The 21,700-nt window shown below is 48.5% G+C and carries 21 protein-coding genes; 1 reads left to right on the top strand and 20 read right to left on the bottom strand.

What is annotated here, in order from left to right; all coding sequences use genetic code 11:
* Positions 1 to 30: 30 nt before the first annotated feature.
* The 10 genes from T500_RS0104845 to T500_RS0104800 form a co-directional block, all read right to left on the bottom strand.
* Entirely contained in the window at positions 31 to 1,449 is a 1,419-nt protein-coding gene (locus tag T500_RS0104845) for a glycoside hydrolase family 57 protein (protein ID WP_028907173.1), read from the bottom strand.
* A 50-nt stretch (positions 1,450 to 1,499) separates the two neighbouring features.
* Entirely contained in the window at positions 1,500 to 2,768 is a 1,269-nt protein-coding gene (locus T500_RS0104840; RefSeq protein WP_028907172.1) for a glycosyltransferase family 4 protein, read from the bottom strand.
* A 12-nt stretch (positions 2,769 to 2,780) separates the two neighbouring features.
* Entirely contained in the window at positions 2,781 to 4,730 is a 1,950-nt protein-coding gene (locus T500_RS0104835) for a glycogen debranching enzyme N-terminal domain-containing protein (protein WP_028907171.1), read from the bottom strand.
* Positions 4,731 to 4,882: 152 nt separating this feature from the next.
* Entirely contained in the window at positions 4,883 to 5,818 is a 936-nt protein-coding gene (locus T500_RS0104830) for a diacylglycerol/lipid kinase family protein (protein ID WP_028907170.1), read from the bottom strand.
* Positions 5,809 to 6,711 carry a tRNA (adenosine(37)-N6)-dimethylallyltransferase MiaA gene (gene miaA / locus T500_RS0104825; RefSeq protein WP_036908540.1) on the bottom strand — a complete coding sequence of 301 codons (903 nt, stop codon included), beginning with the start codon at positions 6,709 to 6,711 and terminating at the stop codon, positions 5,809 to 5,811. Before miaA ends, T500_RS0104830 begins: the two co-directional genes overlap by 10 nt.
* A gap of 19 nt (positions 6,712 to 6,730) precedes the next feature.
* Entirely contained in the window at positions 6,731 to 7,750 is a 1,020-nt protein-coding gene (locus T500_RS15190) for an AAA family ATPase (protein ID WP_051611877.1), read from the bottom strand.
* Between the two features lie 3 nt (positions 7,751 to 7,753).
* Positions 7,754 to 9,130, bottom strand: coding sequence for a TMEM43 family protein (locus T500_RS0104815; RefSeq protein ID WP_028907168.1), 1,377 nt, complete (start codon positions 9,128 to 9,130; stop codon positions 7,754 to 7,756).
* 23 nt (positions 9,131 to 9,153) lie between these two features.
* Positions 9,154 to 10,575 carry a bifunctional metallophosphatase/5'-nucleotidase gene (locus T500_RS0104810; protein ID WP_196243469.1) on the bottom strand — a complete coding sequence of 474 codons (1,422 nt, stop codon included), beginning with the start codon at positions 10,573 to 10,575 and terminating at the stop codon, positions 9,154 to 9,156.
* Entirely contained in the window at positions 10,575 to 10,781 is a 207-nt protein-coding gene (locus tag T500_RS0104805; RefSeq protein ID WP_028907166.1) for a hypothetical protein, read from the bottom strand. The genes T500_RS0104810 and T500_RS0104805 overlap by 1 nt, the downstream gene beginning before the upstream one ends.
* A 40-nt stretch (positions 10,782 to 10,821) precedes the next feature.
* Positions 10,822 to 12,465: a DUF2207 family protein gene (locus T500_RS0104800; RefSeq protein ID WP_028907165.1), complete on the bottom strand. Its 1,644-nt coding sequence runs from the start codon at positions 12,463 to 12,465 to the stop codon at positions 10,822 to 10,824.
* Between the two features lie 140 nt (positions 12,466 to 12,605).
* Here T500_RS0104800 and T500_RS0104795 point away from each other — a divergent pair, with 140 nt between their 5' ends.
* The gene (locus tag T500_RS0104795) at positions 12,606 to 13,010 is read left to right on the top strand and encodes a PaaI family thioesterase (RefSeq protein WP_028907164.1); all 405 of its coding nucleotides are present in this window, start codon (positions 12,606 to 12,608) and stop codon (positions 13,008 to 13,010) included.
* Between the two features lie 13 nt (positions 13,011 to 13,023).
* Here the strand turns inward: T500_RS0104795 and T500_RS0104790 are convergent, their stop codons facing one another.
* The 10 genes from T500_RS0104790 to T500_RS0104745 all read right to left on the bottom strand — a co-directional run bounded on the left by T500_RS0104790 (position 13,024) and on the right by T500_RS0104745 (position 20,998).
* Positions 13,024 to 13,476 (bottom strand): YcbK family protein, encoded by a 453-nt coding sequence (locus T500_RS0104790; RefSeq protein ID WP_036908536.1) that lies wholly within the window; start codon positions 13,474 to 13,476, stop codon positions 13,024 to 13,026.
* An 83-nt stretch (positions 13,477 to 13,559) separates the two neighbouring features.
* Complete coding sequence (locus T500_RS0104785; protein ID WP_028907162.1) at positions 13,560 to 16,223, bottom strand: BT4734/BF3469 family protein; 2,664 nt, start codon at positions 16,221 to 16,223, stop codon at positions 13,560 to 13,562.
* 13 nt (positions 16,224 to 16,236) lie between these two features.
* The gene (locus T500_RS0104780; RefSeq protein ID WP_028907161.1) at positions 16,237 to 16,680 is read right to left on the bottom strand and encodes a hypothetical protein; all 444 of its coding nucleotides are present in this window, start codon (positions 16,678 to 16,680) and stop codon (positions 16,237 to 16,239) included.
* A gap of 17 nt (positions 16,681 to 16,697) precedes the next feature.
* Positions 16,698 to 17,012 (bottom strand): hypothetical protein, encoded by a 315-nt coding sequence (locus T500_RS0104775; protein ID WP_155267436.1) that lies wholly within the window; start codon positions 17,010 to 17,012, stop codon positions 16,698 to 16,700.
* 49 nt (positions 17,013 to 17,061) lie between these two features.
* On the bottom strand, positions 17,062 to 17,286 hold the full coding sequence (locus T500_RS16850; protein ID WP_155267435.1) for a hypothetical protein: 225 nt from the start codon (positions 17,284 to 17,286) through the stop codon (positions 17,062 to 17,064).
* Positions 17,252 to 17,587, bottom strand: coding sequence for a hypothetical protein (locus tag T500_RS0104765; protein ID WP_028907159.1), 336 nt, complete (start codon positions 17,585 to 17,587; stop codon positions 17,252 to 17,254). Before T500_RS0104765 ends, T500_RS16850 begins: the two co-directional genes overlap by 35 nt.
* 12 nt (positions 17,588 to 17,599) lie before the next feature.
* Complete coding sequence (locus T500_RS0104760) at positions 17,600 to 17,947, bottom strand: hypothetical protein (RefSeq protein ID WP_028907158.1); 348 nt, start codon at positions 17,945 to 17,947, stop codon at positions 17,600 to 17,602.
* Between the two features lie 159 nt (positions 17,948 to 18,106).
* Complete coding sequence (locus tag T500_RS0104755; protein ID WP_028907157.1) at positions 18,107 to 18,769, bottom strand: hypothetical protein; 663 nt, start codon at positions 18,767 to 18,769, stop codon at positions 18,107 to 18,109.
* A gap of 203 nt (positions 18,770 to 18,972) precedes the next feature.
* Positions 18,973 to 19,893, bottom strand: a complete 921-nt coding sequence (locus tag T500_RS0104750) for a hypothetical protein (RefSeq protein ID WP_155267434.1) — start codon at positions 19,891 to 19,893, stop codon at positions 18,973 to 18,975.
* Positions 19,894 to 20,002: 109 nt separating this feature from the next.
* Positions 20,003 to 20,998 (bottom strand): virulence RhuM family protein, encoded by a 996-nt coding sequence (locus tag T500_RS0104745; protein WP_028907155.1) that lies wholly within the window; start codon positions 20,996 to 20,998, stop codon positions 20,003 to 20,005.
* Positions 20,999 to 21,700: the final 702 nt, after the last annotated feature.

Below are 21,700 nucleotides of genomic sequence, written 5' to 3'. Positions count from 1 at the left end.
AAGCTCTCTTAATGGTATAGCAAAGCCGATTTATGCTTCGGCCTTTGTCTCAGCTTTCTTGGCTGCTGGCTTTTTTGCAGCAGGCTTCTTGGCGGCCTTTGGCTTGGCTTCAGCCTTCTTGGCAGCGGCCTTCTTGGCAGGCTTTTCACCACCCTCCAGCTTCTCAATCTTGGCCTTTAATCGGGTAATCTCCTTATCCTTCATCTCAATCTCATCACCCTGGTTCTTAATGGTGGTGAGCAAGCCCTCGAGCTCGTCGTTATCGATATCGAGTGGATAAAGGGCATTAACACGATTGATAAAGTCGCCCAGGATGTTCATATAGTTGGTGAAAGCATCGAATGGTCCGCTGTAGATACCACGATCCAGTCCTACGTTAGAAGGCTTGGTGGTCATGAAGCGGAAGTTGTTCGATGCCTGCAGATAATCCCAGTCCTGATTGATACGTGGATCGTTGGCGATACGCAGACGATCGGCCACACTGTACAGCTTGTTGAAAGCCTCACGCTGCATGGCATTACCCAACCAGCTGCTAACGTCGCGCTCCTCATCGACCCATGAGAGGGTATCGGGCACATCCAGCTGACTCACGCTCTTGCAAGCCTTACAGATTTCTGTAGGTGTAGAGAAGGTGATACCCTTGGCCTTGGCCTGTGCAGGCAGTGCCTTCAGGAAGTCGAGGATGTTAGAGCTGAGTGGCTGGGCGATACCCAGTGCCGAGAGCTCCATGAAGATATTTACAATCTGCTCCTCTTCGGGCAGACGGGCGATACGATCGATATAGCCATCGGCAAACAGTGGATAGCCATCCCACTCTGAATTGCTGAATCGCAACGAGATATCATCACTCAGTTCGATATCGCGCAGCAACAGCTTCAGGTTGGGTGCCAGGTTGCAGTGGTAAACATAGTGTGGACTCTTCCATCCCAACACGTGCTTAGCACCCTCTGTGAGCATACCCTTGAAGCCCATCGAGGCTACCTGGGCGCCGATATCATCGCTATAGATGAGTGATGAGTTACGCAATACGGTAGGCTTCTTGCCAAACAGCTCCTCGATCTTAGCACACTGCTTCTTTACATCCACAGCAAAGCTATCGGGGTTAGCCAGCGACGACAAGCCGTGGCTGTAAGGTTCGGCCAGGAACTCTACACAGCCTGTCTCGTTCATAGCCTGCAGCTTTTCGAGCACCTGTGGGGCGTGCATCTCCAACTGTTCGATACCAGTACCGCTCAGTGAGAAAGCCACCTTAAAGTACTTGCCATGCTCGTTAATCATATCGTGCAGGGCATTGAGTGCGGGCATATAGCTGCGCTCGGCAATGTCGCTGATGCTACGTTCGTTCTCGTAGTCATCATAGTAATAATGATCGGTACCGATATCAAAGAAACGGTAACGCTTCAGATGAATAATCTGATGTATCTCGAAATATAAACAAATTGTTTTCATAATTTACAATTTTACAATTTACTATTTACCATTTATTGTACAATTAAAATTTATTCCCAGCCTAAGGTGCGGAGGTAGAGGGTACGGATCCATTTGCCCACCTTCTCCCAAGTAATCTGGTCTACCTCCTTCTTACCCTCATCCTTCAGGTAGTTAAAGAGCGACTCGTTATGACAGATGGAATAGATGGCATCGGCCAGCGCGTGGATGTCCCAGTAGTCGACCTTGATACAGTTATCAAGAATCTCGGCACATCCACTCTGCTTTGAGATGATGCTTGGGGTTCCGCACTGCATGGCCTCCAAGGGCGAGATACCGAATGGTTCGCTCACCGAAGGCATGACGTACACATCAGAGTTCTTCAGGCACTCGTACACCTGCTTGCCACGCATAAAGCCTGGGAAGTGGAATCTGTCGGCAATGCCACGCTCGGCAGCCAGATGGATCATAGCGTCCATCATATCGCCTGAGCCTGCCATACAGAAACGCACGTTGCGGGTACGATGCAGCACCATGGTAGCGGCCTCTACAAAGTACTCAGGTCCCTTCTGCATGGTGATACGACCTAAGAAGGTAACCACCTTTTCCTTGCCAGTATGGTCGGGACGTGGAATATCCTGATACTCCTGTGGCAATGGGTACACAGCATTGTGAACGGTAAAGCACTTGCGTGGGTCCTGATGATACTGGTTGATAACCGTCTGACGGGTTAATTCGGATACACACATGATACAATCGGCCCAGTCCATACCATTCTTCTCGATGCTGTAAACGGTAGGATTAACCTTACCACGCGAGCGATCGAAGTCGGTAGCATGAACATGGATACACAGAGGTTTGCCACTTACCTGCTTGGCATGGATACCAGCGGGGAAGGTGAGCCAGTCGTGAGCGTGGATAATATCAAACTCCTCAGTGCGGGCCACCTGTCCGGCAATGATCGAGTAGTTATTAATCTCCTCGTGCAGGTTGCCAGGATAACCACCGGCAAACTCCATCGCACCAAGGTCGTTCACGTTCATATAGTTAAAGTCGGCGTAGATATGCTCGCGCAACTTAAAATAGTAATCGGGATCCATGATATTGCCCACGCGCTGCTTCACGTAGTCGTAATCTACATCGCGCCACGCAATGGGCACAGCGTTCATGGCAACGATACGGCAGGCATGCTGACTCTCATCGCCAAAGGGGTGAGGCAAGCACAGCACCGTCTCAATATCGCCCTGAGCCTTCAAGCCCTCAGAGATACCATAGTTAGCGGTGGCCAATCCACCGAATACGTGAGGAGGATACTCCCATCCAAACATTAATACCTTCATAGCAGTTCCTCCTTACTTTTGATATGAATACTTTTCCATCAACTTGAGCGTGCGCAGAATCTCGGCCACGTTCATAGCAAACGACATGGCACCACGACCATGGAATGGCGGGTTACCGTCGAAAAGTTCAGAGATGGTACCAATGGCATGATAGTCCATTTCGTCTTCATAGCCCACCATCTGTCGCTCCACAAAGCTCAGGCGTGAGCGCTTGTACAGCTTCAGACAGGCCTCCATATAGAAACCACCCAGCCAAGGCCATGCGGTACCCTGATGGTAAGCATAGTCGCGCTGGGTCTGCGGACCCACATAGATAGGATTATAACCACCACTCTTTGGTGAGAGCGAACGCAATCCCTTCGGCGTCAGCAGCTCGCGGGTACAGATATCCACCACGCTCTTCATCTGCTGCTGGTTCAGTGGCGAGTAGTCGAGGGCTACAGCGAAAATCATGTTCGGACGTACGCTCCAGTCCATCATCGTGCCATCCACATAGTCCAGCAGATAGCCATACTCGTTTACAAAGGTTTCTACGAACGAATCCTTCACCTTGGCAGCCAGTTCCTCAATCTTCTCAGCGCCCTTCACATCGCCCTTCTCGCTGGCCATCGAGGCACAGAATTTCAGGGCGTTATACCACAGGGCGTTAAACTCTACAATATAGCCTGAACGTGGCACCACGGGTTTGCCGTTGGCAGTAGAGTTCATCCACGTCACAGCCTTATCCTTTCCGTTCGAGTAGAGCAATCCGTTATCATCCAGTCGCAGGTTGGGGTGCTTACCGTCCAGAATGTACTTCACAATCTTGTGCAACAGCTTGCCGTACATCTCAAAGCACTTGTCGCGGCCCACCTCCTTGGCGTACTGCTGCATGGCCCATACGGCCCACAGGGGCACATCGGGCTGCTCCATCTCGTATATCTTTCCACTCAGTGGCTGCTCGTCCATAAAGGCACGCAGGTCGCGCTCGGCTGTCATCATCACCTTCTCAAAGTAGTCGATCTCGCCGATAGCGAGGGTGAGTCCTGGCAGGGCGATAAACGTATCGCGGGCACGGCACTTGAACCAGGGATAACCAGCCAGCAGATAGCGGTCGTGGTTCTTCTCCTTGCGGTGGAACTGGTGTGCAGCTGTAACCAGACAGTGGTAGAAGTTGTCGCGAGGCACGCGATCGGCCACCTCGTTGTCGAACAGCTTCTTCATAGCCGTTGGCTTGATAGCCGAGGTAGAGGCTGCAAAGATAATGCTCTCGCCCTTCTTGATAGGCAGCTCGAAATAACCAGGCACGTAAAGATCCTCGTTCGAAGCGTAACCACGCTCCTGCTCCTTAGGATACTCTATGCCTCGATACCAGTCGGGCTGGAAGATAAACTCGTTCTTCTTCGAGAACTGCATGTACAGGTCGGGATAGCCGGCATACATACAGGTCTTGATACCATTTTCAACTTCGCTGTACTCTCTGCTGGCAGTAGCGTTCTCGTGTGTAAACTGGCGCACGCTGCGGAAAGCAAGGAATGGACGGAAACGTAGTGTAGTAGCTGAGTGTGCATCCACCAAAGTGTAACGAATTAAGATGCGATCCTCATAGTGTTGGAAGATAACTTCCTTTTGCAAAATCACTCCGCCAACGCGATAGGTAGTAGTAGGTACCTTTGTAGCGTCGAACTCGCGGATGTATTTGTGTCCATTAGGACTAAAATTGTTGCCCTGATACTTGTGCAGGCCGAGGTTAAACTCGGCGCCATGCTGGATAACCGTGCAGTCGAGCGACGAAAGCAACACGTGGTTTTCGTCATCCAACTCAGGCACGGGCACTACCAGCAATCCGTGGTACTTTCGCGTATTACAGTCCACCAGTGTAGAGCTGCTATAGGCGCCCGAACGATTGGTTCGGAGGAACTCACGGACCAGACTTTCCTGCAGGTTAGTCATCACGGCCTTTTCTAAACGTAGGTAGCTCATAGTTCCTGTCTAAAGGTATTTATTAGTGAATATTCAAGTTTGATTTTCCAAAGGTAGGCATTTTTATGCAGAGTTCAAAGAAATCAAAATAATATTTAACATTTATTTATAATTAAAGAAAAAAGGTGCGCAATCGTTGCGCACCCTTATTCTTATTCTGGTATCAAGAAATTTACAACTTCTTGTTCAACCGTAATTCTGTACGAGCCCACAGGCGTTTTCATCATGCGCCCATCAATGCCCACGATGGCTTTCTTGGCATACTCCACCTCAATCTCCTTGGTACGGTAAGGATGCACGCTGCGATGGTTCAGGAACCGGCCTGCCACCAACAGCCACAAACCCTCAATCAGCTGCACCACCTCGGGGTGGTAAACCACGCTCACATCCAGCATGCCGTTATAGGGCACTGCATTAGGTGTTTGTCCGTAGCCGGGGCCCGAACCTATGCACACCGTCATCACCTTGCGCTCTATCACCTCGCTGTTAATCTTCAGCTTCATTTTGTACTCCATGCGGTGGAACAGCATCACAAACAAACTTACCAGGAACGATAAGGTTTGCGATCCGAACAAACGGCGCGTCTGGCGACGCAGGTTCATAATGTCGGCAGTCAATCCGATGTTAATACAATTCAAGAAATAGCGGTGACATTTGTCGCCTTTCTTGTTGGTATAGCGAATGCAGCCCAGGTCGATCTTGCGCACACGGCGCTTGATAAGCCAATCGATGGTTTGCTCTATCTTATCATCATCGAAATCCCAGAACTTGGCAAAGTCGTTCAGCACGCCATTGGGTATCACGCCCAAGGCAATCTCGTCGCGTACGGCTTTCTCTTCCATCATCAGGCAGTTCACGGCATCGTTCAGGGCCGAGTCGCCACCCACAATCACAATGGTTTTGTAGCCGTTCTGTATCATCATTTTCACCAATCGTTCCACACTGTCGGCTGTCTCACTCTGTACAAAGTCGTACAGCACGTGGCGCTCGTCCAGCGCCTTCTGTATTCTTTCCCAACGTTTGTTCGAGTTAAAGATACCTGTTTTAGGGCAATACAGAATGCCCCATCTTGTACTTTCTACTGCCATAGTTCTATTATTTTATTCACTTTTTCGTCCATGGGGAGGGTGGCATCAATCCAGTGGATGGTAAAGCCACGACGCTCCATGCCGCGGAACCACGTCATCTGTCGCTTGGCAAACTGATGAATGGCTATCTCAAGCTTGCTGAACATCTCATCGTACGTGAGCTGTCCTGTAATATATTCTGTCAAGAATTTATACTCTAATCCGTAGTAAATCAAATCCTCAGGAGCAATGCCTTCGTCGAGTAAACGGCGCACTTCGTCGACCATTCCATTTTCCAAACGGGCCTTAAATCTGCGGGTAATCTTCTCACGTCGCAGCTCTCTGTCGATGTCGATACCGATGATGAGCGAATCCACAGGTGGCAGCTCGCGGCGGGGCACTGGGTTCTCGAGATTATACGTTTCAATCTCGATGGCACGGATGGCACGCTGGCACGAATCCACATCTGTTTTGTTATGCATGTTCGAGCCCGTTCTGGCCTTCAGCTCCTGCAGCATCTGGGTAAGCTCTGGTAGTGTCTTACCCTCCAGACTGTCGCGCAGCGCCTGGTTCTGAGGCACAGGCGATAGTTTGTAGCCCTTCAGCACAGCCTCGATATAAAGGCCCGTGCCACCACACAGTACGGGTGTTTTGCCCCTACCCTGTATATCCTGGTAGGCATCGTAAAAGTCCTGTTGGTATTGAAACAAATTGTATTTGGTACCTGGTTCGCAGATATCTATCAGGTGATAAGGCACCTCGCCGTAGTCGGCAAGGTCCTTACCCGTTCCGATATCCATGCGACGATAAACCTGGCGTGAGTCGGCCGAGATAATCTCACCCCCGATCTTGGCAGCCAGGTGGGCCGCCACGGGTGTTTTACCCGAGGCAGTTGGTCCCAATATCGTTATCATTCTATTCATTAGCACATTATTATATATTCGATTTAGATGCGAAGCCGACCTTCAGGTCATCCGCCGTCAACTCCGTCAGCTGGTCCTTGCTCAGGTTGCTCATACCACCCAGACGGTTGGCCTGGGCCTGTATGCTCTTCTCAAACACGTTGCGGGCATAACGGGCATTACCAAAGTTGCGGTCCTTGTGGGCCACGGCATATTCAAAGCGCTCCTTCAGGTACTGCTCGGCATCGGCCGAGAGGGTGTACTGGTTCTTCTTCATGTACATCTTGAATATCTGAGCCAGCTCGCCGCCATTGTAGTCGGGGAAGTCGATATAGCGATTAAAGCGCGACTGCAGTCCGGGGTTCGAGTCGATAAAGCGCTGCATCTCGTTCTTGTAACCAGCCACGATCACCACCAGGCGGTCGCGATAGTCCTCCATACGCTTCAGGATGGTAGATATGGCCTCCTGTCCGTAGTCGTTGCCATTGCCATTCTCAGGCACCAGCGAGTAGGCCTCGTCGATAAACAGCACACCGTCCAGCGCCTTCATAATCACACTGTCGGTCTTTGGTCCTGTCTGTCCCACGTACTGGGCACACAAGCCTGCACGATCCGTCTCCACGGTATGTCCACGCTTCAGCACACCCAGGTCCTTGTAGATACGGCCCACGATACGTGCCACGGTGGTCTTACCCGTACCAGGCGATCCGTAGAACACCAGGTGATAGCTTACCTTAGCCGTTTTCAGTCCCTTTGCCTCGCGCTGCTTCTGCAGCTTTACAAAGTTGGCCAGCGATCGCACCTCATCCTTCACGCTTCCCAATCCTATCAGCTCGTCAAGCTCCTGGTAGGGGTCGCCCTCCAGGGGCTCGTTTACGATCACGCTGTCACGTTTCTCTACCTGTTCCGTCTGGGCCGTCGGGTTCTCATCCTTGTTCTCCTCTTCCTCATCGGGCACGAAAATGCAGATGAGGGCTACCAGAACGAAACAGATGATGCTCACGCAGCCACACCCCTTCAGGAACTTATTCGAAAACTCTTTAAAATCCATATATTACTTGGTTGCAGCCTTAGCGGCCAGTTCCTTCAACTTGTCCTTACCCTTAAAGGCGAATACCCATACCAGGAACCCTGCGATAACCAGCAAGGTAATGCCCAGCAGCGGACGGTAGAACAGCCAAGCCAGGGCAATCACTATCAGGCTCCATACCACACCTAGGATGGTGCATACCAGACCTACGCCCCAGCCAAAGATGCCGGCAATGAATGGCACCACCTTCAGGATGATCTCCAGGAATCCGAAGATGCCCTTCAGTCCGCCAATCACCATCAGGATACCCACGATACGCAAGGCCCACTTCAAGAAGTTGTTACCCTCCTGCTCGGCCTCGATAATCTCGTCGCCACTCTTCTTGCCCATCACCAGTGTCTGGAATCGCTTACCGTTCTTAGCCTTAAAAGGCTTAAAGGTCTCGCCATCCACCACAGCCATCACCGTTACCTTGGCAGGCACCACTTTTTCGAAGGTCACGCGCACATCACCCACCTCAGGACTTCCTGGCACACGTCCAAAATACAGCACGTTACCAGCCTGGTGTACATAGGCCAGATCCTTCTTATTCTGGGCAGCTTCCATGGCTTTGTTTATCGAGTCGTTCACAGCCTGTATCGAGTCCAGCTGGGCCTTTACCGAATCAGGCAACAGGGCCTTGATCGAATCGGGGATGGCAGTAGGTTGCTGGGCTTCGGGTGCAGGCTGATTGTTCTTCTGCACACCATAGAATCGCTCGTAGGCGGTCTGGGTGTTCTTATCCAGCTGCTTCAGCAGATCCTCGGCGATGGCCAGGTCGAGTGCCTCGCGCGAAGAGATGGCGTGAATCAGACTCTCGTTCAGCTTGTAGGCACCCCACTCTACGTTCTCGGCATACTGCTGGTCGTCCTCAACGGTAGTCAGCACCATGTTCTTTTTCTGGTAAGCGGGATCCTTAAACTCGGCACTCTCAACGGGGCGGCTCACCCACTCTTTAGTATAGGTATAGGTGGTGGTAGTTACCTCTTTGCCACCCAACTTGTCTTCGCTCTTTTCCTTCGCATGCTCTACCCACTGGTAGTACTCTACGCTACGTCGCATGGCAATGGCTGTGGCGCCTACGCCAAAATCCTTATCAATCAACGAATCCTGCGTGGTGGCCAGTGCCGTACCACAAATCAGCTCGCCCTCCAGCGAGGCATCTTTCTTGGCGGGGTTAGGCATCTCTACATAGGCACTCCCTGCCTCTTCCAGCATTTTTTCTGTCTTCACGGCACGTCCTTCGTTCCACCAAAGTAATGCAGTACCCAGACAGAACAGCACAATGCCGCCGCCAATTGCCTTAAACGAATTTCCAACGCGGGTTCCATATCCCGTTGTTCTTACTTCTTGATAAGCCATAATAATAAATAATAGGTTATTGGTTATTGTTTAAAAATTCTTCTGCTGCCCTGATAGCTCACATGGCCCTGGTGCTCCAGATAGTCCATAATCAGCTGCGCTGTAATCTTACCGATACCCTTACCTGGGTCCTTGCGGTTAGTAGAACTGATGGCCACCGTATAGCTGTTGGTAATCACCTTGTAGGTCTTCTTCAGGTTCAGCTTCTTACCGTCCTCACCATACAGCACCACCTTTTTCAGTTCTTTGGTTGCTGGGTCAACGGTGTATTCTACCTTCATACCACCTACGTAGGGGAATCCCTGGTTATCGTTGTCGTAGCACTTCTTCATCATATCTATCAGCTCCTTACCTGTAAGCTGCAGTTCGATAGCCTCGTTCTGGAATGGGTCCAGTCGCAGGGCATCAGCCACGGTAAAGCCACCCACGGGCTTGGTTTCGTAGCGCACACCACCCGGATTCTGGAAACTCAGGTCGGCCTTACCCTCATGTATGTAGGCATCGCACATCATATTTCCTAATTCCTCGTAGCACTCAAATGGCGTATCCACCTGTGCCAGCACACGGTAGAAGGCAGGGTTCTGCGAGAAATAATCTACCAGCCCCCTAATCACCTTGTTCTCGTTCTTACCACCGCGAATGGCGATGTTCTCGGCCTGGCGATCCACCACCTTGCCATCCTCAAGCGTCAGTGTGGTATGGGTGACACAAGCCAGACGGTTCTTGTTCTGGGTGATAAACAAGCCATTGTGCATCTCGCCACCCTTCAGCTGGGTGTGACTGTGCCCGCCTACGATGATATCCACCCAAGGCAGGTCCTTCGACACCCTTACATCGCTCTCAAAGCCCAGGTGTGAGAGGAACAGCACCACATCGCACTCCTTACGCAGGAACCGGTACTGCTGCAAAGTCTCCAGGGGATCGGTAAACTTAATATCCGTGGTGTTCTTGGGGTGACTCTCGGGGATACCCATCGTACCCAGCGCCACAGCGCCTACGATGCCCACCTTGATACCGCCGCAATCAAACACCTGATAAGGCTTTACGTGCATGTTCCACTTGGCATCGGGCTGCACATTGGCACACAGCGTGGGAAAAGCCGACATGCTGATGAGCTTAGCCAAACCCTCCTGTCCTGAGTCGAACTCGTGGTTGCCCAGTGTGGTAGCATTAAAACCTATGATATTCATCAGCGCCACCATCGGATAGGCAGGTATCTCGTACATATCGTTCAGGGGTTCGCCCGAACGGTTATCGCCGGCACTCAGCACCAGCAGGTTGGGATACAGGGCACGCAACGAGTCGGCCACGAATCCTACGCGTGGCATGCACTCTATAGCCGCATGCATATCGTTAGCACTCAGTATGTGTAGCTCTTTCTTTTCGCCGGCCCGAACACCCAGTCCTGCCAGCAGTATCAGCGATGCCAAAACAAGTTTTTTCATCATTGCTCCTTAAATGTTAGTCTGATTTGTGTAAAAGCACTTGCGGGCGCATCCAGATCTACCTCATGCCCCCACACGTCGCGTACTTCTAACTGTTCCAAAAACTTCAAACTCATCCGTCTTCTGGTCAGGTAAGTAACCAGAGCATGGCGAATCTCTGCGCCCTCAAACAACTCGATGGTTGTGCGATTTACTTTCAGTTTCATTTTCGCTATACGTTCCTTAATTATTAAATCGTTTCATGTATCATCTCACGCCGCCGCCTCCGCCGCCGCCCGAGAAGCCGCCTCCGCCGCCTCCCCACGACGAGTGTCCGCCACCACCGCTTGCACGGTGTTCGCGTGCTGCCTTGGCAGCCACAGCACTCGATGTACTACGCTGCAGGGTACTGTAAATCAGTGGCAGCGTCATGTTGTCGGCCATGGTACTGGCCACACGGTCCATATCAAAGTAGGCAGGGTTCACCTGCTTCATCTCCTTAATCACCTTATCGGCTATGCCAAACAGCGTGGCATAAATCATATAATCCTTCCACAGCTTCACCTCCTTCAGTTCGCGTTCGTCAAGCAGTGTAAATTCCTTCAAGAATTTTCGCAATCCAAACACCTCGTTCACGTCCTTATCGTATGGTGAATATTTCGACAGATCCTTCTTGGCATGCAAGGTAGTGATAAACTGGTCGATAGCACTCTGGTGGGTTCTACTCCTCATATACGATTTCAGTTCCCAAGGTTCCAGTATCCTGTCGCTGCCTGCTGCGTCCTTAAACATCTTGTACAGCTGGCGCATCAGTACAGGCTGCTTGTCAATATCCTTATAGTCGTGCATCACAAAGTTAGGCTCCATCTTACCCTTCGAGTTAGGCTTTGTCTCAATGGTAATAATACCCATACTGATCAGTTTCAGGATACAAGCCGACATCAGGTTATTATAATCGCTGTTAAAATATTTATAAGCATTCAGTATCTTGTTTGCCTCCTGCAAATCGCCGTTCAGCGGCACGCCACGATACCACATCAAGCCCTTGTTCAGCTGGCGCTTGGCTCGCCATACACGGTACATCTGCCACACAGCACCACCTATAACCACCAAGGCTGCACCGCCGTAAAACAGGATAAACAGCACCCACTCAAACGGGCTCATATCATCCTCGTCGTCCTCATCGTACACGTAGTCGCTGCCCTCAAAGGCCTCCTCTTTCTTGTTCTCAAAGGTATCGTTCTCCCATACGGCAGGCTCAAACATGCTCTTGGGAAATTTCACCATCAGGTACAAGCCAGCCTCGCTGCTCATGGGCTTGGTGGTCTCGGCCATCACAAAGCCATCCTGCATCCATATCTCGCCCTCGAACTTAAAGCCCCACACGCCGCACGAGTCCTCGTTAATCACCATCGTGCTGTCGGCCGTGGTAATAGCCACGCGGGCATGCTCGGGTTTTGGCGATACAGCGGTATCCAGGAACACGTGGCGGATGGCACACGCATCGGGATAGCCGCGCACCAGTCCAGTCATCACATAGGTGGTGGTGTACGTGCGCTCGCCCTCGGCACCCAATCCCCAGCACAACTCAAAGCCACGCTTGGTGGTAACAATACCACATTTATACTGTTTCCAACTGCGACTCTGGTTCACGTCCCAATCCGTATATACATAACGGGCGCCCGTTTCGTCGGTCACTGTCAGGTTCTTCACAATGCTTGGTCCCATGTTCGCCAAGCCGATATAGCACTCTGTACCCTCACTGTCAATGGTCATCTGTCGTGTTTCAGTAATCAGGGCATCGCCATTCCTGTCGAGCACCACCCGTATGTCCAGGTCGTGCAACTGCGGACGGGCCAATACCTGTATCACCCCAAGCAGTAAAAGTACAATTGTCAATTTCGCTTTCATTACAAGGTGCAAATTTAAAAAATAGTGCCGAAAGTTGGTCCTTTCAGCACTATCATTTAACACTATTTCCTTTAAACTATGTTAATTGCCATTAATAAATAATATTTTTGTGTATCTTTGCACGCAAAAACAGTACAATCATGGATATTAAGGAATTACTAAACCAGACCGACCATTTTGCAGCCAACGCTGGTTGCAAGATTGTGGAGGTAAACGATCAGCACGCTGTAGCAGAGATGACCGTAACCTCCATGCACCTGAATGGTGGCCATGTGTGCCAGGGTGGCGCTCTGTTTACTTTAGCCGACCTTGCCATCGCTGCCTTGATGAACCAGCACGGCGAGCTCACCTTCGGCATCTCCAACAACATCATGTTTGTGGCCAGCGCCATCGAGGGCGACCATCTTAGGGCCGAAGCCACCTTCGTAGCCGATCACCATAAGATTCCATCCGTACAGGTTAGCGTCACCAACCAGGACGGCAAACTCATCTGCCATGTCACCGGCATGGGCTACCGCAAATCCAAGCCCCTCCCGAAAGAATAAACACGCATTCTTTCTACGTTTGTATAAAAGCGATCTTACGTCTGTTTTCTTTCGGCCGCACCGCAAAGTGCAGCCAGATGGCGCCGTAGCGGTTCTTTTCAATCAGTAGCTCGTCGAAGTCCTGATGGCTCTCCTTGGCATAGTTGATAAGGATGGCGGCATAGCAGATGGCCTGCTCCATACCACTGGTGCGGATATCCGCCGCACACCCCGTTAAGTGATTACTGGTGGGCGCTCCCCCAACCTTTTTATTCAACTGCGGACTGCGATAACCAGAGTTGATGATAATCGGATGCCCTACCCTTTCTCGCAATACCTCTAGCCAAACACACAATCGCTTTAGGTTAGCAATTGCCTCATGACTTGGGATATTATAAACCTCAGGATACTTGCTCCTGGTGAACTCCCCGAGCACAAAATGCTCGGAGAGGTTTGCTTTACTGTTCAGCTGTACTATAGGTTCCATACTCTTAATTTTTACATTCTTACATTTTTCATTTTTTACATTGTTCATTTTAACTAATGAACCAATGAACTAATGTACCACTCTTAGAATACAAGCACGGCTTTTTTCTTGTAGCGATGCTTGCACGCACCATTCTCAACATATTCACCACACTTCACCACGGCGCCATCTTTTAGCAAACGCTTTACGCGAGTTCGAGCCGAACTAATGCAAAGGTGTAAGCTATTCGCCACATCGTCGATCGAGAATTCCTCAGGTAATCTATTAAAGTCCTCGATGGTTCGTTGACGGTGGCGACGATTGGTTGATGCATCACGCAGCTTATCGTCGAAATACTTCTCAGCTAAAGAACCGAAGTAGTGGCGCTGACAGGCAAACTGGATGTTTACGATTAACTCAGCCAACTGGTCGTCGATCTCGTCCGTCTCAAACTCACCACACCAGTAGTCACCCTCTTGGTGCAGCTCACCCCAGTGGCGCATCACTATAAAGGGTACCGAGTAGTTAATGCCGTGGTAGGCGCAGCGCTTCAGCAGCATCTCATCGGCCTTACTCTCATTATCCTTGGCGTCGGCCATGCGGCGGGCCGTCCAGTCGTACATGGTGCGAACAATGCGCTTGATGCTTAGCTCGCCCTTGGTCTTGTCCAACTTCTTGGCCCACTCCAGCAGGCGGTTATCGCTGTCCTCATCCACCTCCTCGTCCAGATCCATCATTTCAAAGTGCGTGCTGGGCAGAGGGATGCAGGTTAATCGCGTAGCCAATCCAGAACCGAAGTTCTGTTCGTTCACCTTCTTTTTCAAGGCGATGGGCGTGCCGGTATAAACGTAGTTCCAAGTCACGTTAAAATCCTGCATGATAGAATCCATGTTCGAGTACGCCTGACCATCCTCCTCGTTGTGGAAAGCTTTCAGCTCCAGGTTCTGCTTGTCAATCCAGCTGCCACCCTTCTGCACACTCAGCGTGTTATCCAGCTCGGTATCAAACGTCAACATGTGCAGCTGCATGTCCGTGCCATCCACGTTTTCTACGGCGTTAACCATATCCTGGATAAACTGGGCGTTACTGGTTCGCGAGGGGTGTACACGCACCACTACCTTAGGCTTCTTGGGCTTCTCTTTGTTGGCGCCCTTGGTTTTCATCTCCTCGCGGTAGCGGTTAATCGTATCCTTACCCGCCTTATCGGCAGCCACGATGGGCGCAGCCAGGAACTCGTACAAGCGGGTGGCAAAACTCTTACCACTGGCAGGATCGCCGATAATCAGGGCCGAGGCATTCAGTCGGCGCAGCTTCGAGGGGCGGTGGTAGAAGCGGTACGTGCAGCGTGTCATCAGCGTCATCATCAGGGCGCCTGATACTACCAGGGCTGCAGGGTACTGGTTGCGCTTCAGCCCCTTGCAGGCATCCTGCAGTGCAGGATAGTAAGGGAATAGCGCCTCAATCTTCTCGCCCCAATCCCATAGCCACTGCTCAATCTCTTCCTCACCTATGGTGGCGGCGTCTGTCGTTTCGCCCTGCGTAATCTGTTTCCATGTTTGGCCGCACGCTTGGCTAATTGCCTCTTGCATAGCTTTCGAAGGGCATTGGGTAAGGTACTTCTTTTCGCGGTCGGCCATGCGTTCTGCTGCCGATGCCACCGTCTGTGCCACATTCTCGTCGCGCTCCTCGATAATCTCCTGCACCCACGATTGTCGTTCAAGTATCCGCTGCACCAGTTTTCTGTCGCCATCAAACAGTACCAGCAGGTCGCTTGCCAGTTTAAGACTCTCGTTGTGTCTATTCGAATCGGCTGCGCAGGGCAGCTTTGCGCCATAGCGCTTATCAATAATACACTGTATATCATAATCTCGCCACTTTATTTCCACTTCATGATCATCCACCTCCCTACTCTGGTCAGCGCACAGTTGGCCATCTTGGTGGGCCACAGCAGCAGTTTCAGGGTTACTACTGCTGTCAGCGCCATCGCCAGCAGGAAATTTGTAATGTAAGGGTTGCGTCTTTTTGGCGCGATAATCAGCTGTGTATTTCTTGTCAAATTCTTCGTCATAATAATCAAATATTGAGTCATCAATGTATAAAATATCCTCCTCTAAGGGAGCAAAAGAGTTTCTAGTGGCATCAATGCACGATGCATCGGGTGTATAGCCACCAAGGGCATTTACAAACCAAATCTGGTTATCTGCCAGGTTTCCAATCTTGGCATTGCCGGCAAACACAATGCGCACACCTTTCTTCGAGCTGGTAATATGTACCATCTTGGTGAGAGCCATCAGTGCCTCGTTCTGCTGCAGCTTCTCCCACACTTCCATGGGATTATCCACATGATCAATATCCAGCATCACCAGTCCGTTCAGATGGCAGCCAGCCAATCTACGATGTCTGAAAGGTGTTCCTTTAGCCGTTACATTCGCATCAAATTCGCGACAACTGAAGATAAAGGCTGTCAGGTTATCCTTCAGTTCCTGGGCATAGGCCAACAACTTCTCTTCGTTGCTTTTAGCCATAAACTTCTGCTTGGCAGCCTCCTTTTTCATGCTGCATTTCTTAGTCAGAAACTTCTGGTAATCCTCATTCTTCAACCATTTATTAATGGCAGCCTCATCCTGATTGGCCACTGCCTGCAGTATGCTTCTTCGGCTTTCAATCTTCCATCTGGTAGAGCTCTTTTTTATCTCTTTCCAGAAGTTCTCTCGGCTGCACTGAGCAGCCTGAGAGAAGTGCGTATTTTCTTGATAACAAAAACTCATTCAACCTCCTTTTTTATTCGTTATTACTATCTTCGTGGGCAAGCATATTGTCGATTGTTGCCTTAAGCTTGTCGCCATCAACTTTGTGACCACCAAAAAAGAAATCATAACCTATCTGCATGTGGTCGTGCTTTACCCATCGCCATGAATCACCATAGAATAATTTATCAAAATCTTCTATCAGCTTCTGTGCCTCCTTGCCAGTAGTCATAGGCAACGCAAGTTTCAGGTAATTATTGCTCTGCATAATGCCAATCATGGCTATTACCAGGCCTTCAGCATCTGGCTCAACATTGTCAATTATCAGTCTAAAGATGTCGCGTGCCAACAGGTCACCTTTACGGGCAGTCAGCATAATCTGCTTATCTTTCTTACGACGATAGAAACTCCAATGACAATAAAAGTCAATTACCTTGTATCCAAGTTTCTTTACTTCTTTATACAGTTTCTTTTCCATATATTCCAATTTTTAAGTTAAACTCTATCTACAATCTCTCGATCCATCAGATGACTGCTGGCCACTCGGTTTTCACGTTCCATGGCAGCAATCATACGTGCTGTACCAATGGATTTCTTCAGCGAGATGTAGTACTTCACTCTCTTAGGGCTCTCTTTCAGCCAGCCGTGTTCCAGGATAGCTATTACCTTATCCTTTAAGCGTTTCTTACGCTTATAGTGGTTAAAGTCGATACGCTTGGCCTGCTCGTTATAGTGCAATGAACCCTGCACAAACTTTCCTTCCATGATGCTTTTAAGCACCTCTTCACTAATTTCAACGTATTTTCGCATAATTCTTAAGTTTTTAGTGAGTCGTTGGGCCCATTGACTCGGTTAGTAACTAATCTATAATGATCTCTTTAGTTATGATGTGGCGTACTACACCTTGAGCACTTCCGGCTTTGCTCATGCCGCAGCTTATCTGCCACTTGCTGCATTTAAAACGTTGCTGTACTTTCAGTCCCATCAGCTTGCAGGTGCGTATCCCTTCAAAGTCAATCACCTTATGCTCGCACGATGCGCAGCAGCACTTAATTTCTATACCGTAAAGGTTCTTCATCTTCATACTTCTGTTTTAATTCTCTATTCTCACGCCTCAGCTGTGCTATCAGTTTTTTCTGCTCCTTTATTTGGGCATTCAGCGCGTCAACCTCCTTCTGCAGGCGCTTGGGCAGGCTACCGTCGCGTGCCGCATCCATCAGGCGATCAATCTCACGATGATTCATCGTATGCAATCGTTCCAAACCCAATCTTACAGAAAAACCAGCCAGCAAGCCTTCAGCCGTATAATACATAAATTCATCTTTGCCAATCGCCAGCGAATAGCCATTCGTATGGGTTGTTACATCAATCATCAAGCTCTTCATTTGTATATTTTTTTAGCATTCATCATCTTCTTCTGGTTGTTTTCTCTCAATACCATGCTCTAAGGCTATCAGCGTGTAGCAGCAGTCAAGCACATAATCTACCGATGGGCACCCCGTGGTGCGTACCACATGGCAGAGTGCGAAAAACAGGATGTCTTCGGCCATCTCTCGCTGCATCTCCCTACAGAAGCCTAACAGCTGCCAGCGCAGCATTTCCAGCAGTTCTGCACTCACCTCATCTCCAACCTGCTCCATGATTTTTTCAGCACTACGAGCCACACCATAGTCGCCGCTCAAGTCCCTGCTCACCACATGGTCAATCTCTGCGTAGCTTTCTACATAAAGTACTCTTTGTTTCATTTTCTCTTCACTTTTTTAATTTTACATTTATAAACTATTTTTGCATCGTCGCCAGGAGGTTTATTTCCTTTTGACGATGCAAATGTAGGCATAAAAAAGTGCGTCAAACGGCGATTCCGTCATATCAACTTTTTTCCGTCTTTTTTTCCACAAATTAGATTAATCTTCCACATTTTTTCCACAAATCCACTCTTTTATTACCTCCCAGAACGTATCACAAAGTGTGCGGTGTGGGTTATAATCCATTTCATAGTACATCTCGTCGTCATCCTCAATCTTAAAATCGCGACGCAGATTCTTAAACTCATTACCACTAATGGCAATCCTTGCAGGCCAGCCGCTTGGTGTAGCCTTCTTGGCCATACCAAGAAAATCGCATTGGGTAAGACTGGCATCCAGGCGATCGTGGATCACGAAATAGATGCCTTGCCACTGATTCTTAAAGCGGAACAGCTTGGGATAGTTGGCACGAAGCTCGTCCAGACAAGCACGCAACAGACTGGTACGCTCATCAGACGTCATGAAGCGATATTTCTTGCGAATCTGGTCCTCTACGCTACTGCGATATTTGGTTGATGGCTTAGCGCTATCCTCGTCCATATTGGGCACAGGATATTTGCGCACCTGATAGTACTCACGAATCTCGTTAGCCTTATTAATAAGGTACACGAGCCCATGCGCACACCCATGCGCCAATAGCGAACACACGTAATGTTCGGCCAGTGCGTAACTACCCGCACTCATAGCCATGTTTACCAACTGATCCTCGCGAATCCTTACACCATCATGCCAGATGTACTCTGACTCTTGTTCTTTTCTCATATTTCTGTTCTGAAAAAAGAGCTTGGTTTCAGCGCTTACTCCCTCACTCGGGAATTAATAATATGTTATAATTTTAAGTGGGGGCAAATTTATGTGTTTTTGAACAAAAAAAAGAGACCAATTCCGAATTTCGGAAGTGGCCTCATCATAAATTCAAGAAATTCGAAAAATTCGAAAAATTCGAAAAATTCGGAGTTCTCTGGTCAAGCTGCAAGTGCATATACCTCCAGTTGCTGACAGAGGTTTAAGAAATCAACATCATTATCGTATTTCTGATATCTCGCACCACGGTATGTGCAATACGAAGCACTGTCGCGCCCTTTCCCGTTACCGAATTCTGCAACAAACACTTGGTACGGAATAGGTTCGTTCAGCATCTTCAGTTTTATAAGAGCACGCTGGCCCATCATCACCGCCTGCGCACTCATCTTTCCATCCGTAAACTTATGCAGTATCTGCATTACGGCATCCACATCAGTAGCTACTATATAGTCACGATACTTCTTTACATGCACAATCTTCAGCTTCTTGATCTTCTTCATTTTCTTCAACTTCTGCTCCAACAGTTTCTTGCATGCGGGTGCTAATTCTTCAAAGCCCACTCCTAAAAAAGGGTTCTTGGTATCCTGATGTTTGCCATAGAGAAACGATTCAAAGCAGTTCCTTGAAACCATGTTCATTGCCTCGTCGTAGTCCATATCCCAAGGTTCAAGATCCATCTTCACCCCCTTCTCCACCAGTATCTTGTTAAAGGCTATTTTCACCACCTTCAACAGTGTGCGTGCATCCTTGAATGCCGGTTTATAGTCGAGCAAAGCCAGATATGGCACCTTTACCCTGTCGCTTACCTGAATACATATCTGTGCATAGTCATCAGGCGTTGTAAAACGACCCACGCTTATCATTATTTCACCTGCCTTGGGCACTATCGAGTATTTTCGAGTATATTTCTCGTTCGTTTCAGGATCTCTGAAATCATACAAACGCTTTTTACGATAGTCATTTTCAGTAGCCTGTTCTACCAGTTTCATAAGTTTTACTTGTGCAGGTCCGCCAAACAACGTACCCTCAGAGCTGTTGAGTTGGAGCTTGTACAACTTTAGGCTCCATTTTGTTTTCCTCATTTTGGTTGCTGTGTATTTGATGTAATTAATTTAATAAGTATAACTTCCTGCCACCCTCTCAGGTGCCACAAATATATGTAAACTAACTCGCTTTGGAGAGTGCTTACAACTAGCTTTCTTTTTCTGGGCTATTCTTATCCAGCAAGCCCTTTACAGCTTTATCAAAATCACTCTCAAGCATACGCATCTCACGTTCGCGATAGATTTCAAATTCACGTTCAGCTTTTTCGATAGCCTCCTGATGAGATACAGTACCAGCACCCTCAAGGATGTTTTTACGCAGGCGTAATATCTGGTCATCGAGAGCAGCAATCCAGTCGGCCATTGTCATAGGATTTTGCTCTAAGGCCTGGAACTCAGCATAATCCAGGAACTGAGATGTAAGAAGATTCAAACGCTGCAGTTCAATCTCTGTAAGATAGTTCTTGGCTATCTTTACATCGTCGCGAGTAACATAGTTACCTTTAAAGTTAGTCATACCAACAAAAGGTTTCTCGTTGTCAACACGTTCAAAAATCAACTCTGCTGCGGTATGCTCATGTACAGCATAGTGCATCTTATTCTGAACGGTAGCAAAAAACTGCTTAGTTAGCTTTGCACGAGGATCATAATCGGTAGAGGTGGCATAAATATCTGTTACCTGCTGATAAAAGTTTCGCTCACTACTACGGATATCACGAATGCGCTGCAGCAACTCCTTGAAATAGCGATTACCACCCTGTTTCAGTCGTTCATCGTCCATTACAAAGCCCTTCTGGATAAATTCATGCAACAAACGAGTTGCCCAACGACGGAAACGTACTGCTATAGGCGATTGAACACGATATCCAAGGGCTATGATAACATCGAGATTGTAATGCAGTACCTGATAGTTTTTGCCATCAGCAGCAGTTGTTCGGAATTTCCGAACTACTGAATCTTTGTCCAACTCCTTATCGGCAAAGATGTTAGCGAGATGTTCACTAATGTTTGATTTGCTCGACTGATAAATTTCTACCAATTGAGCCTGCGTCAACCACACATCTTCGTCGGAGAACAGAGTATTTACACTCAGCTTTCCCTTCTCATCCTTATATAGAATTATTTTATTTTCTTTTTCTGCCATAATGGTTTATCGTATCTGCTTGCAAAGATAGCACAAATATTTGTAAGCACCAAAGGTTTTTAGTAAAAAATACCGCTCCACGATGGTACATTAGTTCATTAGTTCATTTCCAATTCTAAGAGACACAAGCAGGAGGGCGAGAGAGGGTAACGGGGAGGTGGAGACTATATTTATTCTATGTTATATATTAAATTTATATATATTATAATATATATAAATTATATAAAGCAATAAGAGCCCACAGATGCACTACTAAACTTTACAAAATGAACTAATGAACTAATGTACCATTCCAGCCCGCCAGCAGGGCATTTTATGTAGTACGGCAGAATCTGGTGGATTGTTAACGAGATTTTTGTAAAATCTGCCGAACTATCTCTTAGATGGTAAGGCAGTATTAATAAGATAGTATATATAGGAGGAGGCGACTTATAGACTATTTCTTTACATTTTAACATTTCAAGAAAAAATCGAGAAAAGTCGAAAAAAGGCTATTTTTGCGTCGATTTTTTATGTACCTTTGCATCGTCAAAAAGAAACAAAGTGCACACGTGGATTGAGACACACAGAGAGTAATTAACAAGAGTATTAACCATTAAAATTATTAGAGTATGGCGAAGATTTTTTATGAAGTACGACAGAACAAGAACCAGAAGTCGCAAGTTTTTGGCAAGTGGTTTGCCCACAGCAAGAGTGTTGAAA

It is taken from the genome of Xylanibacter ruminicola Ga6B6, from assembly GCF_000687715.1.
GTDB classification, from domain to species: Bacteria; Bacteroidota; Bacteroidia; order Bacteroidales; family Bacteroidaceae; genus Prevotella; species Prevotella ruminicola_B.
Note: the sequence above shows the minus strand (reverse complement) of the source record. Positions and strands in the feature narration are given on the sequence as shown.

Coding starts and splice junctions, on each gene's coding strand:
- T500_RS0104845 (WP_028907173.1), bottom strand. CDS start 1,449: ATGAAAACAATTTGTTTATATTTCGAGATACATCAGATTATTCATCTG.
- T500_RS0104840 (WP_028907172.1), bottom strand. CDS start 2,768: ATGAAGGTATTAATGTTTGGATGGGAGTATCCTCCTCACGTATTCGGT.
- T500_RS0104835 (WP_028907171.1), bottom strand. CDS start 4,730: ATGAGCTACCTACGTTTAGAAAAGGCCGTGATGACTAACCTGCAGGAA.
- T500_RS0104830 (WP_028907170.1), bottom strand. CDS start 5,818: ATGGCAGTAGAAAGTACAAGATGGGGCATTCTGTATTGCCCTAAAACA.
- miaA (WP_036908540.1), bottom strand. CDS start 6,711: ATGATAACGATATTGGGACCAACTGCCTCGGGTAAAACACCCGTGGCG.
- T500_RS15190 (WP_051611877.1), bottom strand. CDS start 7,750: ATGGATTTTAAAGAGTTTTCGAATAAGTTCCTGAAGGGGTGTGGCTGC.
- T500_RS0104815 (WP_028907168.1), bottom strand. CDS start 9,130: ATGGCTTATCAAGAAGTAAGAACAACGGGATATGGAACCCGCGTTGGA.
- T500_RS0104810 (WP_196243469.1), bottom strand. CDS start 10,575: ATGAAAAAACTTGTTTTGGCATCGCTGATACTGCTGGCAGGACTGGGT.
- T500_RS0104805 (WP_028907166.1), bottom strand. CDS start 10,781: ATGAAACTGAAAGTAAATCGCACAACCATCGAGTTGTTTGAGGGCGCA.
- T500_RS0104800 (WP_028907165.1), bottom strand. CDS start 12,465: ATGAAAGCGAAATTGACAATTGTACTTTTACTGCTTGGGGTGATACAG.
- T500_RS0104795 (WP_028907164.1), top strand. CDS start 12,606: ATGGATATTAAGGAATTACTAAACCAGACCGACCATTTTGCAGCCAAC.
- T500_RS0104790 (WP_036908536.1), bottom strand. CDS start 13,476: ATGGAACCTATAGTACAGCTGAACAGTAAAGCAAACCTCTCCGAGCAT.
- T500_RS0104785 (WP_028907162.1), bottom strand. CDS start 16,223: ATGAGTTTTTGTTATCAAGAAAATACGCACTTCTCTCAGGCTGCTCAG.
- T500_RS0104780 (WP_028907161.1), bottom strand. CDS start 16,680: ATGGAAAAGAAACTGTATAAAGAAGTAAAGAAACTTGGATACAAGGTA.
- T500_RS0104775 (WP_155267436.1), bottom strand. CDS start 17,012: ATGCGAAAATACGTTGAAATTAGTGAAGAGGTGCTTAAAAGCATCATG.
- T500_RS16850 (WP_155267435.1), bottom strand. CDS start 17,286: ATGAAGATGAAGAACCTTTACGGTATAGAAATTAAGTGCTGCTGCGCA.
- T500_RS0104765 (WP_028907159.1), bottom strand. CDS start 17,587: ATGAAGAGCTTGATGATTGATGTAACAACCCATACGAATGGCTATTCG.
- T500_RS0104760 (WP_028907158.1), bottom strand. CDS start 17,947: ATGAAACAAAGAGTACTTTATGTAGAAAGCTACGCAGAGATTGACCAT.
- T500_RS0104755 (WP_028907157.1), bottom strand. CDS start 18,769: ATGAGAAAAGAACAAGAGTCAGAGTACATCTGGCATGATGGTGTAAGG.
- T500_RS0104750 (WP_155267434.1), bottom strand. CDS start 19,893: ATGAGGAAAACAAAATGGAGCCTAAAGTTGTACAAGCTCCAACTCAAC.
- T500_RS0104745 (WP_028907155.1), bottom strand. CDS start 20,998: ATGGCAGAAAAAGAAAATAAAATAATTCTATATAAGGATGAGAAGGGA.